Annotated in this window: 16 protein-coding genes; 13 read left to right on the top strand and 3 right to left on the bottom strand. The window is 31.8% G+C overall.

What is annotated here, in order from left to right; genetic code table 11:
* The first annotated feature begins 156 nt into the window (after positions 1-156).
* From ilvD to J3477_RS17430, 6 genes are all read left to right on the top strand, one after another.
* The gene (gene ilvD, locus J3477_RS17455) at positions 157-1,872 is read left to right on the top strand and encodes a dihydroxy-acid dehydratase (protein ID WP_206871224.1); all 1,716 of its coding nucleotides are present in this window, start codon (positions 157-159) and stop codon (positions 1,870-1,872) included.
* 31 nt (positions 1,873-1,903) lie between these two features.
* Entirely contained in the window at positions 1,904-2,548 is a 645-nt protein-coding gene (locus tag J3477_RS17450) for a bifunctional 4-hydroxy-2-oxoglutarate aldolase/2-dehydro-3-deoxy-phosphogluconate aldolase (RefSeq protein ID WP_206871223.1), read from the top strand.
* Positions 2,549-2,552: 4 nt separating this feature from the next.
* Positions 2,553-3,557: a sugar kinase gene (locus J3477_RS17445; RefSeq protein ID WP_206871222.1), complete on the top strand. Its 1,005-nt coding sequence runs from the start codon at positions 2,553-2,555 to the stop codon at positions 3,555-3,557.
* Positions 3,558-4,026: 469 nt separating this feature from the next.
* Positions 4,027-4,929 (top strand): glycyl-radical enzyme activating protein, encoded by a 903-nt coding sequence (locus J3477_RS17440; protein ID WP_206871221.1) that lies wholly within the window; start codon positions 4,027-4,029, stop codon positions 4,927-4,929.
* Between the two features lie 5 nt (positions 4,930-4,934).
* The gene (locus tag J3477_RS17435; RefSeq protein WP_206871220.1) at positions 4,935-7,340 is read left to right on the top strand and encodes a glycyl radical protein; all 2,406 of its coding nucleotides are present in this window, start codon (positions 4,935-4,937) and stop codon (positions 7,338-7,340) included.
* A 122-nt stretch (positions 7,341-7,462) separates the two neighbouring features.
* Positions 7,463-8,140, top strand: a complete 678-nt coding sequence (locus J3477_RS17430; RefSeq protein WP_206871219.1) for a fructose-6-phosphate aldolase — start codon at positions 7,463-7,465, stop codon at positions 8,138-8,140.
* A gap of 174 nt (positions 8,141-8,314) precedes the next feature.
* Here J3477_RS17430 and J3477_RS17425 read toward each other — a convergent pair whose 3' ends face one another.
* Positions 8,315-8,554: a hypothetical protein gene (locus J3477_RS17425; protein WP_206871218.1), complete on the bottom strand. Its 240-nt coding sequence runs from the start codon at positions 8,552-8,554 to the stop codon at positions 8,315-8,317.
* Between the two features lie 212 nt (positions 8,555-8,766).
* On the opposite strand from J3477_RS17425, the gene J3477_RS17420 reads away from it, so the two are divergent.
* On the top strand, positions 8,767-9,192 hold the full coding sequence (locus J3477_RS17420) for a hypothetical protein (protein ID WP_206871217.1): 426 nt from the start codon (positions 8,767-8,769) through the stop codon (positions 9,190-9,192).
* 124 nt (positions 9,193-9,316) lie between these two features.
* Here the strand turns inward: J3477_RS17420 and J3477_RS17415 are convergent, their stop codons facing one another.
* Complete coding sequence (locus J3477_RS17415; protein WP_206871216.1) at positions 9,317-10,378, bottom strand: oxidoreductase; 1,062 nt, start codon at positions 10,376-10,378, stop codon at positions 9,317-9,319.
* 129 nt (positions 10,379-10,507) lie between these two features.
* On the opposite strand from J3477_RS17415, the gene J3477_RS17410 reads away from it, so the two are divergent.
* Positions 10,508-10,891 carry a winged helix-turn-helix transcriptional regulator gene (locus J3477_RS17410; protein WP_206871215.1) on the top strand — a complete coding sequence of 128 codons (384 nt, stop codon included), beginning with the start codon at positions 10,508-10,510 and terminating at the stop codon, positions 10,889-10,891.
* Positions 10,892-10,987: 96 nt separating this feature from the next.
* On the opposite strand, the gene J3477_RS17405 is transcribed toward J3477_RS17410, so the two are convergent.
* Positions 10,988-11,980, bottom strand: a complete 993-nt coding sequence (locus tag J3477_RS17405; RefSeq protein WP_206871214.1) for a Gfo/Idh/MocA family protein — start codon at positions 11,978-11,980, stop codon at positions 10,988-10,990.
* Positions 11,981-12,282: 302 nt separating this feature from the next.
* Between J3477_RS17405 and J3477_RS17400 the strand changes: the two genes are divergently transcribed.
* From J3477_RS17400 to J3477_RS17375, 5 genes are all read left to right on the top strand, one after another.
* Positions 12,283-12,585: an immunity protein CdiI family protein gene (locus J3477_RS17400; protein WP_206871213.1), complete on the top strand. Its 303-nt coding sequence runs from the start codon at positions 12,283-12,285 to the stop codon at positions 12,583-12,585.
* Positions 12,586-12,762: 177 nt separating this feature from the next.
* A complete protein-coding gene (locus J3477_RS17395; RefSeq protein WP_206871212.1) occupies positions 12,763-13,461 on the top strand; it encodes a flavodoxin family protein in 699 nt (232 codons plus the stop codon).
* A gap of 24 nt (positions 13,462-13,485) precedes the next feature.
* The gene (locus tag J3477_RS17390) at positions 13,486-13,968 is read left to right on the top strand and encodes a WapI family immunity protein (RefSeq protein WP_206871211.1); all 483 of its coding nucleotides are present in this window, start codon (positions 13,486-13,488) and stop codon (positions 13,966-13,968) included.
* 262 nt (positions 13,969-14,230) lie between these two features.
* A complete protein-coding gene (locus J3477_RS17380) occupies positions 14,231-14,656 on the top strand; it encodes a hypothetical protein (RefSeq protein WP_206871210.1) in 426 nt (141 codons plus the stop codon).
* A gap of 60 nt (positions 14,657-14,716) precedes the next feature.
* The gene (locus J3477_RS17375; RefSeq protein WP_206871209.1) at positions 14,717-15,439 is read left to right on the top strand and encodes a hypothetical protein; all 723 of its coding nucleotides are present in this window, start codon (positions 14,717-14,719) and stop codon (positions 15,437-15,439) included.
* Positions 15,440-15,604: the final 165 nt, after the last annotated feature.

The following is a 15,604-nucleotide window of genomic DNA, read 5'->3' as shown; positions in this document are numbered from 1 at the left end:
TTTAGAAAGACATCAGATGAATATAAAATATTAAAATTAAAAAACCTGTATATTTAAGATTTATAATACGATATTGACAAAATTTTTAGATATGGTAGTATGAATACATCAGATGTATTTATACGGTTTCAAAAAAAGATTAAGGAGAGACGTAGTATGATTAGTCAAGATATTAGAAAAATTGCTCCAGAAATGGATCCCCTTCGTAGAGGAATGGGCTGGACAACAGAAGACTTAGAAAAACCTCAAATTATAATAGAAAGTACCTTTGGTGATAGTCATCCTGGTAGCGCTCATCTTTTTGATTTTGTTAGTAAAGCTGCACAAGGTGTGTCTGAGCTTGGTGGTAAGCCAGCTAGATACTTCGCAACAGATATATGCGATGGTATGGCTCAAGGTCATGATGGTATAAATTATTCCTTAGCCTCTAGAGATACGCTTACAGCACTTATAGAAATTCATGCAAATGCAACTCCATTTGATGGTGGGGTTTTTATATCAAGTTGTGATAAAGCAGTTCCTGCACACCTTATGTCAATCGGAAGAATAAATATTCCTTCTATTATTGTTACTGGTGGTGTAATGGAAGCAGGCCCAGATTTATTAACTTTAGAACAAATAGGTGCTTACAGTGCAATGTGTAAGCGTGGTGAAATAACCGAAGAAAAACTAACTTACTACAAGGAACATGCATGTCCATCCTGTGGAGCTTGCTCGTTCATGGGAACAGCAGCCACAATGCAAGTTATGGCAGAAGCTTTAGGATTAATGCTTCCAGGAAGTTCATTAATGCCAGCAACCTGTGAGGATTTAAAGGAAGTTGCTTTAAAAGCAGGGAGACAAGCTGTTGAATTAGCAAAGTTAAACCTTAAACCAAAAGATATTGTGACAATCAAGTCCTTTGAAAACGCAATACTAGTACATGCAGCTATATCAGGTTCAACAAATTCACTGTTACATCTACCTGCCATAGCTCATGAATTTGGAATTTATATTGATGAAGAAACCTTTGATAGTATTCATAAAAATGCACACTATCTATTAAATATACGTCCAGCTGGAAAGTGGCCAGCACAATACTTCTACTATGCTGGTGGTGTACCTGCAATAATGGAAGAATTAAAGCATTTGCTTCACTTAGATGTAATGACTGTAACAGGTAAAACCTTAGGTGAAAACTTAGAAGAACTAAAGACTAATGGTTATTATGAAAAATGCAATGCTTATCTTGAAAAGGTTGGAGTTAAAAAGGAAGATGTTATAAGACCATTTAATAATCCATTTAGCACAAATGGTTCAGTATCAATATTAAAAGGAAACATTGCACCTGAAGGAGCGGTAGTTAAACATTCTGCTGTTCCAAAGATAATGCATGAGGCTGTATTAAAGGCAAAACCTTTTGATAGTGAAGAAGAGGCTATAGATGCAATTTTAAAGAAAGTAATTCGTCAAGGAGATGCGGTTTTCATAAGATATGAAGGCCCAAAAGGAAGCGGAATGCCAGAGATGTTCTATACAACAGAAGCTATTTCATCAGACGAAGAGTTATCTTCAAGTGTAGCTTTAATAACTGATGGTAGATTCTCAGGCGCATCTAAAGGCCCTGCTATAGGACATGTTTCTCCAGAAGCAGCAGTTGGAGGGCCGATTGCCTTAGTTGAAGAGGATGATTTAATAGAAATAAGTATTCCTAAGAGACTTTTGCAAATTGTTGGTATTAAAGGCGTAAGATGCAGTGAAGCTGAAGTTGAAAAAATACTTGAAGAACGTAGAAAGAACTGGATACCTAGAAAATCAAAATATGAATCAGGAATATTAAAAGTATTTTCAGATAATGCAGTTTCACCAATGAAGGGTGGATACATGAAGTAAAGATAATATATATTAAGATGGAGTTGAAGATATGATTAAGATTAAAGTATTAAAAGCATTAGAGAAGTGTGGAGTTGTTGCAGTAGTTCGTGGTAATACGAAAGAAGTTGGAGTAAGTATATCAGAAGCTTGTATTAAAGGAAACGTTAAAGCTATAGAAGTAACCTATACCAATAAATTTGCTAATGATATCATAAAAGAACTATCTGATAAATATGAAAATGATGATGAAGTGGTTGTAGGTGCTGGAACAGTTTTAGATCCAGAAACAGCAAGACTTGCAATTTTATCAGGAGCAAAATACATCGTTTCTCCATCCTTTAATGAAGAAACAGCAAGACTTTGCAATAGATATAAGGTTCCATATATACCAGGAGTTATGACAATAAATGAAATAGTTAAAGCTCATGAAATTGGCGTGGATGTAGTAAAAGTATTCCCGGGTAATGCTTTTGGACCATCATATATTGGAGCAATAAAAGGACCACTGCCATACGCTAATATAATGGTAACAGGTGGAGTAAATTTAGAAAACATAGATGTATGGAAGAAATCCGGTGTTGATTTAGTTGGTATAGGTGGAGAATTAAATAAGCTTGGTGAAGATGGTAAGTTTGATGAAATAACTGAGCTTTGCAGTAGATATGTAGATAAGTTCAATGAGGTGAGAGGTTAGTTATATGAGAGTAGCTGGTTTTGGAGAGATAATGCTGAGATTATCTACAAACAAAGGTATGATGATTACAAATTCTAATTCCTTCAATGTGCATTATGGTGGAGGAGAAGCAAATGTACTTATTTCATTATCTAAACTTGGAGTAGCTTCAAGGTATATATCTAAAGTTTCAGATGATTCTATAGGGGATGCAATCATAAATTATCTAAATAGTCATAGAGTTGAAACCAGTTTTGTTTCTAAGGGAAAAGATAGGACCGGTATATATTTTTTAGAAGTAGGAAGTGGAAACAGAAACTCAAAGGTTATATATGATCGCAGTAATTCAGCTTTTAGTAATATAAAGTTTGGGGAATTAGATATTAAAGCAGCCTTAAAAGATGTGGATGTATTTCATTTTTCAGGCATAACCTTAGCTCTTTCAGAGGAAATAAGAAAGTTAACCTTGGAAATATTAAAACACTGCAAGGAAAATAATATATTAGTAAGCTATGATTCTAATTATAGAGCTAAGCTTTGGAGTTTAGAGGAAGCAAGTAAAGCAACCTTTGAGGTATTACCTTATATTAATATATTGTCTGCTGGAATATTAGATGCAGAAAATATTTTGAACATGAACTGCGAATACAAAGATAAGTATGAGAAATTAAAGTATTACTATGATGAAATCACTGAGAGATATCCAAATATAAAACATTTCTTCTCTTCAGTTAGGGAAATGAAGTCGGTGTCAGTCAATACACTACAATGTAACTACTATACTAATAAAGTGCTATACTCATCAAATGTTCATACAATTGATGATATAGTAGATAGAGTTGGTGGTGGAGATGCATTAACTGCAGGTATGCTTTACTGCATATTAAATGATAAAGCACCTGAGTATGCTGCTGAATTTGCTACTTGTGCTTCAGTTTTGAAACATAGCATACATGGTGATGCTAATCTGGTCTCAAGGATAGATATAGAAGGTTTAATGGACAAGGGAATAAGTAGAATAGATCGTTAGTTTATTTATGAGCTTAAGTATGAATTTTTTAATAAACCATCATAATTTTTTGTAATTATGATGGTTTGTTTTTATTTACTGTTTATTTTAAATAAAGGCGATGTTAAAGCACCGTGCTGAAATTAAGTGGTTATACATCCGATGTTTTATGACCACTTAATTTCAACAATACTCTTAAACATAGCCTAAATAAAAGAATCTATCATATTAAAATAATGGTGATAAATAATAACAAATGATAATAAATAAAAACAAGTCTTTATATGGCACTATATATAAAGAAAACGATTAAAACTTAACATTAAGGAAGAATTTTTTATAAAAGTATTATTGACTATCGTATTGTAATAATATAAAATGAAATTAAACAATAACAAATAATAATAAATAATAACGATATTACAACTGTTTTAAACAGTTTGCATAGCTATGTTTTTACCAAAAATCAGTGAGAGGGGGATTTACTATTATGATAAAAACAACCGTGTGTGAAATTGAGCATTATGCAGTTCATGATGGCCCAGGAATTAGAACTGTTGTGTTTTTAAAAGGATGCCCATTGAAATGCTTATGGTGCAGCAATCCTGAAACTCAAAGAAAAGAAAATGAACTTTATTATAATAATTCAACTTGTGCTTTGTGTAAAAAATGTATACAAGTATGCGAATATGATGCTTTAAGTTCTGAGGATCAAGGAATAGTAATAGATAGGAATAAATGTATAGCTTGCGGGAAATGCACAGATGCGTGCCCTACAAATTCTCTTAAACTAGTGGGAAAGAACATGGAAGTAGAGGATGTGTTTAAGGAAGTATCAAAGGATGTTTTATTTTATAGACAATCTGGTGGTGGAGTAACAGTGTCTGGTGGAGAAGTTCTCATGAATGTTGATTTTGCAATTAATCTGTTTAAACTTTGCAAAGACGAATGCATACACACTGCAATAGAAACTACCGGTTATGGGAGCTTTGAAAAGCTTAAGGAATTGAGTGACTACACAGATCTTATTCTTTTTGATATAAAACATGCAAATGATGTAATTCATAAAGACCTTACAGGAGTTGGAAATGCTTTGATACAGGAAAACTTAAGCAAATTATCGAAGCTTGGTAAAGAAATTATTATAAGAATACCTTTAATTCCAGGGCTCAATGACGATGAGGAGAATATTAAAAATACTATTGAGATAGCTAACGCTAATGGCATTAGGGAGATTCATATTCTTCCGTATCACACCTTAGGCTTAGACAAATACAGAAGACTTAAAAAAGATTATAAATTAATAGCTATAAAAAAGCATGAACCTGAGTATTTAGAAAGTTTAAAGAAGCTTGTAGAAAATTCATCAATAAAATGTATTATAGGGGGATAATGATTATGAAAAATTTTGTACTTCAAAGTGAAAGAATTAAGAAGCTTAGAGAGTCAGTACTTTCTCAAACACCAAGTGTATGTATAGAAAGAGCTAGATATATAACTGAAGCATATAAGGAAAATGAGGCACAGCCTGTTTATATAAAGAGAGCTATAGCAGTAGAAAAGATTTTAGAAAATATGAGCATTTATATTAAAGCTGGTGAACTAGTAGTAGGAAATCAAGCTTGTGAAGAGAGAACTGCTCCAGTATTTCCAGAGTATGCAGTGGATTGGATAGAAAAAGAGCTTTTAGAAAAAGGGAATTTCAATAAAAGAGATGGGGACAACTTTTACCTTCCAGAAAAGCATAAAGACGAACTTTTAGAAATAACAAAGTATTGGAAGGGCAAGACCTTAAAAGATAAATGTATGGCAGTAGTACCTGAAGAGGTTAAGACAGGCTTTGAGGTTAAGGTTATACATGGAGAAGGAAACATGACTTCAGGTGATGGACATATTGTTCCAGATTTTGAAAAAGCTATTAAGCTTGGCCTTAATGGAATTATAAAAGAAGCTGAAGAAAGATTAAAGAGAATAGATATAAGTGAAAATGATGCCCTAAAGGAAAAAGCATTTCTTGAATCTATAATTATAACAAATAAAAGTGTAATTGCCTTTGGTAAAAGATATGCTAAGCTTGCAAAAGAGTTAAGTATATCTGAGGAAGATGAAAGCAGAAAAGCAGAGCTTTTAAAAATTGCTGAAGTATGCGAAAGGGTTCCAGCAGAACCTCCAACAAGTTTTTATGAAGCTGTTCAAATGGTATGGTTTATTCACTTGGTTATTCAAATTGAGAGTAACGGCCACTCTGCATCCTTAGGAAGATCAGATCAATATCTGTATACTTTTTATAAAAAAGATATAGCAGATGGAACTATTACAAGAGATTTTGCTAAAGAATTATTACAATGTTTATGGATAAAGCTTTATTCAATATTAAAGATAAGATCCACTTCACACTCAGGTTATGGTGCTGGTTATCCAACCTATCAAAACGTTACTATAGGTGGTTCAAATGCTGATTATTCAGATGCAGTAAATGATTTAAGTTTCTTAATTCTTGAAAGTGTTGGAGAAGCAAAACTTACTCAGCCAAACCTTTCAGCGAGAGTTCACACTAATACTTCTGAAAAATTCATAAGACAATGTGCGGAAGTAGTTGCTACTGGTTTTGGAATGCCTGCTCTTCATAACGATGAGATAATAATTCCTGCACTTCTTGCAAAAGGTGTAGAGTATAAAGATGCATTTAACTACACAATGGTTGGATGTGTTGAAGTAGCTGTTCCGGGAAAATGGGGGTATAGATGTACTGGAATGACCTTCTTAAATTTAATTAAAGCCTTTGAACTTACTTTAAATGATGGATATGATAAGAGAACAGGACATACTATGCTTTCTGGTAATGGATCACTAAAAGATTTTGAGACTTATGAGGACTTGTGGAAAGCATGGGAGAAAAATATTGAATATTATACAAAGTTATCTATTGTTTCAGATAAAGTTGCAGACACCAATCTTCTAGAATTCCCAGATATACTATGTTCATCTTTGATTGATGATTGTATTGAACGATGCAAAACAGCAAAAGAAGGTGGAGCTGTTTATGATATAGTAGCAGGTCTCCAAGTTGGACTTGCAAATGCAGCTAACAGTTTTGCGGCTTTGAAAAAGGCAGTTTATGAAGATAAACTTCTTACACTAGAACAGATTATAGAAGTGTTAAATAATGACTTTGAAGGTGAAGAAGGCGAAAGAATCAGAAGGCTTTTAGAGAATATAACTAAGTACGGTAATGATGAAGATTATACAGATAATATAGCTGTAGAGGTTTATAAAACTTATATTAAAGAAATTAGTAAATACAACAATACTAGATTTGGTAAAGGTCCAATAGGTGGTAATTACGGATTATCTACTTCAGGAATATCATCAAATGTTCCAATGGGATGTGTAACAGGAGCAACTCCAGATGGAAGAAAAGCATGGACTCCAGCAGCAGAAGGGTGTTCTCCAGTTCAAGGTACAGACTTTAAGGGACCAACTGCAGTACTAAAGACAGTGTCAAAGCTTCCAAATATATTAATGACTGGTGGACAATTATTAAACGTAAAATTTTCGCCAAATCTAATAAATAACGAAGTAGGTTTCCAAAAGTTTGTTATGTTAATAAAGAGCTTTATTGCTATAAAAGGTTGGCATATACAGTTTAATATAATATCTGTTGAAACTTTGAAGAATGCAAAGGAAAACCCAGAAGAATATAGAGATATAATTGTAAGGGTTGCTGGATACTGTGCGCAATTTGTAACCTTGGACCCAACTACTCAAGATGATATAATAAGTAGGACAGAACAAAAGTTTTAATACGATACTAAATTAAGGTGTCCACACATCTGGTACTTCGTTAAGATATGTAAAGTACTACAGAAAAAGTGCACCTGAAATATTTTAGTAATACCAAATAAATTTGATGGAGGAATAAGAATATGAAATTTATAATAGACTTTGCAAACTTAGATCAAATTAAGGAAATGTACGAGTATTATCCATTAGAAGGGGTTACAACTAATCCTTCAATATTAGCTAAGGAAGGCAAAAATCCTTATGAAGTATTAAAGGCAATTAGAGAATTTATTGGAACAGAGGCAGAGCTACATGTTCAAGTGGTTTCTTTAGAAGCAGCAGGAATGCTTGAAGAGGCGCATAGAATTCAAAAAGAATTAGGCACTAACACCTATGTAAAGATACCAGTATCTAGAGAAGGCTTAAAAGCAATAAAAGCTCTTGCAGCAGAAGGTGCTAATATAACAGCAACAGCAATCTACACACAAATGCAGGCTTATCTTGCTGGAAAAGCAGGTGCTCACTACGCAGCTCCTTATGTAAACAGAATTGATAACTTAGGTGCAGATGGAGTAAAGGTTGCAAAAGATATTCATGATATATTTAAGAAAAATGGCTTAAAGACAGAAGTTCTTGCAGCAAGCTTTAAAAATTCACAACAAGTTTTAGAACTTGCAAGATACGGAGTTGGAGCAGCAACAGTAGCTCCAGATGTTATAGAAGGCTTAGTAAAGCTGGATTCTGTGACAGCTGCAGTAGCTGCATTTACAAAAGATTTTGAAGGTTTATGCGGTGAAGGAAAGACAATGCTTGATTGTTAATATCTTTTGTACATCTTTGGTGTTTGAAAGCTGAGATGAAAACAATTTATCTAACAGAAGCTAAATTATAATATCGTATATATTTGATAACTTAAAGCCTTAAAAATAAATTTATATATTAAAATCCACCTGTTAAGTAATGATAACAAAGGTGGATTTTTTACTGTTCAATCATTAAATTATCCTTTTAGCTTTTTTCGTTAACAAAGTAGTAGAAATAGCTGCAAATATTAAAGTAGGTATAATGTTAATAGAAAAGGTTCTTATATAATACTCCTTAAGCTTGTCAAGAAATGTTGCACTTTCATCCCAATGGATTTGAGCGAAAACATTATTTGCTATGTATCCAACTATTAGATAAGAAATAAGAAAAGTAATAATGAAAGTTAAAAAAATTCGTACTTGTTTATTCATAGAACTCACCTCCTAGTAGATATACTTCGATAAGTTGAAAAAAAGCCTTTTTTATAGTGTATAATTATATGGAAAAATTTTCAATTACAAAATGAAATTGTATAAGGGCTAATTTTAGTGCTCAAAAGTATAATATGTATAATTTATAATTGAACAGGTATCTTCTGTAGCTTATCCAAATATATTTGTATAAATATAAGGGGGATGAAAAAATGAGAAACTTTAAAATGGTGTTATTTATTACTTTAATTATATTTTGCGGAAGTTTAATTAGTGATATGGGTTTTAGTAAGAAGAAAACAATTGATTTAGGTAAACTTGAGAAGGATTTAAATAATGTAAGTTATAGCTTTGATTTTTATAGTCAAAAAAATATGCTTTTAGGAAGCAAAAGAACAATTGAAGTTGGTAAGGAAGATGTAATTATTTATGATTATAAAGATATTGATTTGATGGAGATAGATGAAGCATCAATTAGCAAGGATGGGTATGTAGTAGGTAATTACATGATAGACTGGGCGTCAAAGCCTCACTTTTATAAGAATAATAGTTCTATAGTACAATACATTGGCGATGACAATAAAGTTATAAAGGCTTTAAGTGATCTGTGTGGAAAGCAGTTTGCAGGACAGGAATAATGTTGGAGCAATTAGCTTAATGGGTCATTGAGTTAATTTTAAAGCTATTACAGGATATAATCTATATCATTTTCTTTTTATAAAAAACTCTGCTATGTTAGCAGAGTTTTTTGAGTTAATTGTATTATTTTGCTTCTTTATTTCTATCAAATAAAACTTTTCCAGGGCAAACTTGAGATTGGCCGAAATACTTACATTTTGCACAGCTTAAACAAGCCCCAGTATCTTTTCCTTCTTTAGCGTCATTTGCCCAATTAGGGTTTATAAGGACACCCCTACCTATATCTATTATGTCTACCTTAGTTTCATTTAATATTTCTTCAGCTAGTGCAGGAGATTTAATACTGTTAACTGCAAATACTGGAACTGAAACCACTTCTTTTATTTTTTCTGCAGCATATACAGTGTGAGCATATTTATATCCTTCAGCTATATTTACAATCTGCTCGCTCATAAAACCAAAAGAAACATCAAGGAAGTCTATACCGTTAGTATCTAGAATTTTAGCGTAGTGTAATCCATCTTCTAGAGCTGGTTCGAAACCTGCTAAACGAATTCCAACAATAAAGTCCTGTGGAGTAACATTTCTAATTCCATTTATAATTTCTAGTACAAATTTTTCAGGATTAATACCATATTCATCAGTTCTCTTATTTACATTTTTATTTAAGAACTGGCTTATTAAGTAGCCGTGACATCCATGAAGTTCAATACCATCGTATCCAGCTTTATAAGCTCTTGAGGCAGCTTCAATAAAATCCTTTTGAATAGATTTTATATCTTCTATAGTCATCTCACGGCCAACAACAGTTCTAAAAGGGCCTTTATATTCATAAGCACTTGGACATATCGGATTTTCTGATATTGAAGTTACTCCTGCATGATGAATTTGAATAAATATTTTACTACCTTCTTCATGAACTGCATTAACAATTTCTTTTAGTCCTTCAATTTGATCATCGTTCCATATTCCAAGTTGTTTTTCCATTAATCTACCATCTATGTTAACACAAGTAGCTTCTTGAATTATTAATCCTGCTCCACCTTTTGCTAATTCTCTATAGCGCTGTATATTTCCTGATGTTACATATCCATCTTCGGCTAGTCCGATTACCATTGGAGGAACAGCAATACGATTCTTTAGTTTTAAGTCTTTAATACTAAATTCTGAGAATAACTTAGTCATTAATCCACACTCCTACTTAACTATTCATTTACAGTTAATATATTATTTGATATGCTACTATTATATTTTACTAAGGAACAAAATAACAAGTACGCACATTTTTGTGCCTTAACTTAGGAGGCATTAACTATGAAGAATTCTTTAAAAGGAGTAGAAGTTATAGATCATGAAGAGTGTCCAGTTCTTCAAGCACTTGAAATAATAGGGGGCAAATGGAGATTACCTATAATATGGATTATTTCTGCTGAAAAAAGCATCAGATATAATGAACTTAAGCGAAAAGTACCGGGAATCACTAATATTATGCTTACTCGTTCACTGCAAGCACTAGAAGAATATGGACTGGTAAAAAGGATAGAATATAATAAGATACCTCCACACGTTGAATACTCTTTAACAGAGGCTTGCTATGAACTTTTACCTGCATTAGCAATTATAAATCAGTGGGGGAAAAAGATGTTGCCGATATTTAATAAAGGTAATGAGGATAAGAAAATATCAGCAAGCAAGTAAGCCTAATAGTGATATTTAAACATAGGCTTTACTTGTTGATGTATTATTAAATTTGATGAAGAATTTTATTATAAACTAAATCATAGAGTATATATCTTATCTCAGTGAATTTAACATCTTATCACATAGTATCATAGTAGCAATATTATCTTCAGCATTTGATATTGGATTTTCGCCAGTTTGTAAACAAGTTGCAAAATGTTTAAGCTCCCCTACAAATCCTCTAAGATATAAATCTCGATAGGATCCTGACATTGGTGTTCCGGATGGAGTGAAAACACTATCTTCTTCTGTATGGGATGCAAAAGAAACATCATTGTTTTTCTTGCTTCTATGAATAATAATCTTATTGATTTCCTCTGCTTGAACAAAACCATCGTCAAAAGTTATAGTCATATTTTCACTTTCTCTTGACCATGCAGTCATGCTAGAAAAATAAACACTACCAACAACTCCTGATTCAAATTTAAGAGAAAAACATTGAGAAATATTTTCATTTATATTGTTGTTGTATCCACTAACTTGGGTTACTTCACCAAATAAAAATCTTATCAAATCAATAATATGAATTGCAGCAAGCTTTATAAAATCTTGCTCATTTTTACAAAATGGGGTTCCATCTACAGCAAAATTCACAACAAAAGATCGAGGCTCTCCTAATTTTTTAGATTCTATTATTTCTTTAATTTTTGTATAACATGGTGCAAATCGCTTCATAAAGCCAACCATAACTGATACATTGTTCTCTTTTGCAGCTTCATGTATTATACGGGCCTCTTCTTCATTCCACCCTAATGGCTTATCGACAAAAACATTTTTACCTAATTTAATACATTCTAAAGCAATTAAATATTGGTCCTTTGGTTGCGCAACAACTACAACACCTTGACACTTTTCAGAATTTATCATTTTCTTATAATTATCATATGCAGTTCCTTCACTTCCAAATTTAAGTAAAGCTTTTTTTGAATTTTTAAGATTGCGAGTAGAAATTGCTTTTATATTTATTCCTGCTTCTATGGCAGAAGGATATATATTAGTTGAAGCATGAAAACCTGCTCCAATAAAACATAAATTGATTTCTTGCATATTAATTATCAATCCTTTCATTTGGGAGTCATTAAAGTTTTTCTAGAAAAATTTTAACACAAAATACACTTAAACACTATTTTTAGCGAACCTCATCCTTTTTATTTGGCATTTCAAAAAATACAGGATTTCAAATTAATCTCACAATAGGACGTTTTATTTAGTAATAAGATTATTTGAGCATTTTTGAACTATTAATAATTATTACAATAATATGGTGATTATTCCGATTGCTGGTGTGATATAATTCTTATATATTATATCAGATTAGTACATTAGTTTTTAATTAGGGTGGTGCTTTAATGAGATGTTTTTGTGAAAATGAAGGTCTTGACTTAAAACTTGAAGCAGATTTTTGCCCAGATCCCTTATGGTGTTGCAAATGTGGATGCAATCTTGAGATAGATGAATTTTCTATATCAAGCCACCTTAAAAGTGAAATAAGACAGTGGCTTTACAACTATGAACAATTATCTAATTATGAGGCTAGATCAGAAGAACTTTTTAAGTTTTATAAGGAGCATAATTCTCAGGGATTACAATTGGCAGAAAAAATTCAAAGTGAGTTGGGAGAACAATATACTATTTGTTATTATCCTTCGTGATACTCTGATTATTAAATTACCATACAATATATGGACATTTCTGAAAGAAGTTTATATAACAATATAATGTTTGCTTTCGGATAGAAAAAAATTATAACAAATTTCGATAGGTTAATTAAATCCAGTAGATAAAATATAAATCCATACAAAATAAATGAAAAAGTAGGGGATAGTAGTATGAAAATTGTAGTTTTGCACGGGCAGATGCATAAGGGCAGCACTTATAACATCACAAAACTTTTTTTAGACAAACTTTCGGATAAGGACCCTGAGATAACAGAGTTTTTTATGCCAAAGCATGCACCAGGCTTCTGTATAGGCTGTTTTAATTGTTTTACTAAAGGTGAGGATAAATGCCCACATGCTGATGTGGTACAACCTATCGTAAAGATAATGGAAGAAGCAGATCTAATAATTTTAGAATCACCCTGTTATGTATTTGGAATCAGTGGTCAACTTAAAACCTTCCTAGATCATATGGGATATCGATGGATGCCACACCGTCCCCATGAGAAAATGTTTAGTAAAATTGGATTAGTTATTTCAACAGCAGCAGGTGCAGGAGCAAAAAAGGTTACAAAAGAGCTTAAAAGAAATCTGTTCTATTGGGGAGTACCTAAAGCCTATAGTTATGCTAAGCATGTTGGTGCATTAAACTGGGAAACTGTAAAACCAGAGAAAAAGAAGCAAATAGAAAATGAGGTAGCAAAGTTAGCTGAAAAGATATCACGTGAAGTTTGCAATGTAAAGCCAGGTATAAAGACAAAAGCTATGTTTAAAATAATGAAAATGAACCAAAGCTCCAATGACTGGAATATGACTGATAAAGAGTATTGGATAAAAAAAGGTTGGCTTAATGGAAAGAATCCTTGGTAAGGGATAATTTGAGCGGTGACTATTATGGTTAAGAAAGAAGAAATATATCAGAATTGCCCATTTGCCGAGTTAAAAGCAAGTGATGGCTCTGCAAGAATAAGAATCTGTACGTACAGATATCAATTTCCTGAAGCTACAAATAAGTGGGATGCTGATTGGTATATGAATTATATTTTATTGAACATCAATGGAATTTCTGCTGAAATTGATAAACCTATAATTGAAGGTAGAGTTTTAACACATCTGTTGGAAGAACTTATTAAATTTAAAAGAAATGAAATCAGTGATATTTTCTCATCTTTTACAGAACCGGAAATTAATTTCTTTTTATCTAATGATTTATTAATAGATAAAAATATTTTGGTATCAGGAGAACTGATTGAATATAAAGTTAATGCAAATAAGGCAAAGGTTAAGTTTGAGTTTAAAACTAATTTGGCTTTACTTGAGAAGTTTATCACTGGAATACAGCGAATACTTGAGATGTTTCCATCAAGATACTATTAAAGCTACTTGGTTATTAGGATTTATTAAAGCCATTTATTGAACCTATTCCAGTCATATGCTATAATTACCGTAAAATTCCAGAATGAGCGAAATTAAAAGGAGATTTGGTAATGTTAGATGAACAGATTATATTTGAAAGTAAAGAACTAGTTGAAAACTCAAAAATTGTAATGGTAGGAACAAATGAGGAAAATAATTATCCCAAATGATAGTGGTGATTGAATATATAAAAACATAATTATAAATGAAAGAGGGGCTAAGAATGAAAAAGAATAATTGGGGAGCATATTTTTTGTATGCGGTGTTATTTTTTTGTTACATTGTACTAAGCAATAAGTTGTTACTATCTATTGATAAAGAAAAGCAAATGACATATCAAATTATGCCATTAATTTTATGGTCAATGTTTATTTTTATCTTATTAGGTTTATTACTTGGATTAGAAAAGCTTATATTAGAGCTGAGAAAAAACGGAAGTTGGAAAATTAATATACCTAAACTTGTTTTTTTAGGGATACCAGCACTTTATCTTTCTTTAGGCGTACTGATATACTATTCATCTTTCATTCCACAGGTTTTATCATATCCAATCCAATTCTTTTTGCAGGATAACATTAATTTCTTTTCAATTTTTCAAGTGATTTTAGGTTATGTAATTAGTTCGAGTTTTGTTAAGGTTGAAGACTAAGAATATTTTATTTGAAAATATCTTTCACAAAACCATAAAAGAAAGAGAGAATAGCTAGAAATGAATGATATAGCATTAATTTGTGTAACACATGATCCATTTGGGAAAAATATAAATCTTGTGAAAAAGCTTAGTACTACCTTAAGTGAAATTTATATGAATATGTTTATAACAGTAAGTGAAGAAACAGATAAATATTTAATAAATGAGCTGATAGATAATGGATTTAATGTGAAGATTATACCGAAGAAAGGCGCCGCTCATGCTAGAAGAGAGGCTTTGAAATTTGCATTGACAGGTATAAATCAGTATTTTCATTACTGTGATTTTGACAGATTACTAACTTGGGCTGATAGATATAGAGATGAACTTAAAAATACAGTCATCGAAATACCTAAGAATGATTTTACGATCCTAGGAAGAACAGAACGAGCATTTAATACTCATCCTATTGAATGGGTTGAGACTGAAAAAATTACTAATAAAATTTTTTCTTTAGAATTAGGACAAAATGTTGATATAACTGCTGGTTCATGTGGCTTTTCAAGAAATAGTGCTCAATTAATATCAAGTAACTCAAAGGATAAAATGACTGATGCAGAATGGCCAATGATAGTATATAGAATAGGTAAGATGAAAATTGGGTATAAAGCAGTCGAGGGGCTTGAGTATAGAGAAGAAGTAAATGGATATTCAAGAGAAATTGAAGATTCAGAAAAATGGTTTGGAAGAGTGAGACTATGCTACATTATTAGCCAATCAGCTATAAATACTGGGAAGTGATTCGAGTAATATGTATTATTAATAGAATAATTCAAATGCCATATTATTCAGAAATGAATTTTACGGTATTTTTTTGCGTTGAAATACAAAAGGTGTATAAACGATGAAATTATTGTAAATGTACTATTCAAATTGTTTGTACAATAAATGCCTTTAAAAGCTAAA

This window comes from Clostridium zeae, assembly GCF_017312485.1.
GTDB lineage: Bacteria > Bacillota > Clostridia > Clostridiales > Clostridiaceae > Clostridium_AR > Clostridium_AR zeae.
The sequence above is the reverse complement of the archived record's forward strand: the minus strand, read 5'-3'. Positions and strand labels throughout refer to the sequence as shown.

Bases quoted from the DNA above. Each gene is read 5' to 3' on its own strand.
- ilvD (WP_206871224.1), top strand. From the start codon at position 157: ATGATTAGTCAAGATATTAGAAAAATTGCTCCAGAAATGGATCCCCTT.
- J3477_RS17450 (WP_206871223.1), top strand. From the start codon at position 1,904: ATGATTAAGATTAAAGTATTAAAAGCATTAGAGAAGTGTGGAGTTGTT.
- J3477_RS17445 (WP_206871222.1), top strand. From the start codon at position 2,553: ATGAGAGTAGCTGGTTTTGGAGAGATAATGCTGAGATTATCTACAAAC.
- J3477_RS17440 (WP_206871221.1), top strand. From the start codon at position 4,027: ATGATAAAAACAACCGTGTGTGAAATTGAGCATTATGCAGTTCATGAT.
- J3477_RS17435 (WP_206871220.1), top strand. From the start codon at position 4,935: ATGAAAAATTTTGTACTTCAAAGTGAAAGAATTAAGAAGCTTAGAGAG.
- J3477_RS17430 (WP_206871219.1), top strand. From the start codon at position 7,463: ATGAAATTTATAATAGACTTTGCAAACTTAGATCAAATTAAGGAAATG.
- J3477_RS17425 (WP_206871218.1), bottom strand. From the start codon at position 8,554: ATGAATAAACAAGTACGAATTTTTTTAACTTTCATTATTACTTTTCTT.
- J3477_RS17420 (WP_206871217.1), top strand. From the start codon at position 8,767: ATGAGAAACTTTAAAATGGTGTTATTTATTACTTTAATTATATTTTGC.
- J3477_RS17415 (WP_206871216.1), bottom strand. From the start codon at position 10,378: ATGACTAAGTTATTCTCAGAATTTAGTATTAAAGACTTAAAACTAAAG.
- J3477_RS17410 (WP_206871215.1), top strand. From the start codon at position 10,508: ATGAAGAATTCTTTAAAAGGAGTAGAAGTTATAGATCATGAAGAGTGT.
- J3477_RS17405 (WP_206871214.1), bottom strand. From the start codon at position 11,980: ATGCAAGAAATCAATTTATGTTTTATTGGAGCAGGTTTTCATGCTTCA.
- J3477_RS17400 (WP_206871213.1), top strand. From the start codon at position 12,283: ATGAGATGTTTTTGTGAAAATGAAGGTCTTGACTTAAAACTTGAAGCA.
- J3477_RS17395 (WP_206871212.1), top strand. From the start codon at position 12,763: ATGAAAATTGTAGTTTTGCACGGGCAGATGCATAAGGGCAGCACTTAT.
- J3477_RS17390 (WP_206871211.1), top strand. From the start codon at position 13,486: ATGGTTAAGAAAGAAGAAATATATCAGAATTGCCCATTTGCCGAGTTA.
- J3477_RS17380 (WP_206871210.1), top strand. From the start codon at position 14,231: ATGAAAAAGAATAATTGGGGAGCATATTTTTTGTATGCGGTGTTATTT.
- J3477_RS17375 (WP_206871209.1), top strand. From the start codon at position 14,717: ATGAATGATATAGCATTAATTTGTGTAACACATGATCCATTTGGGAAA.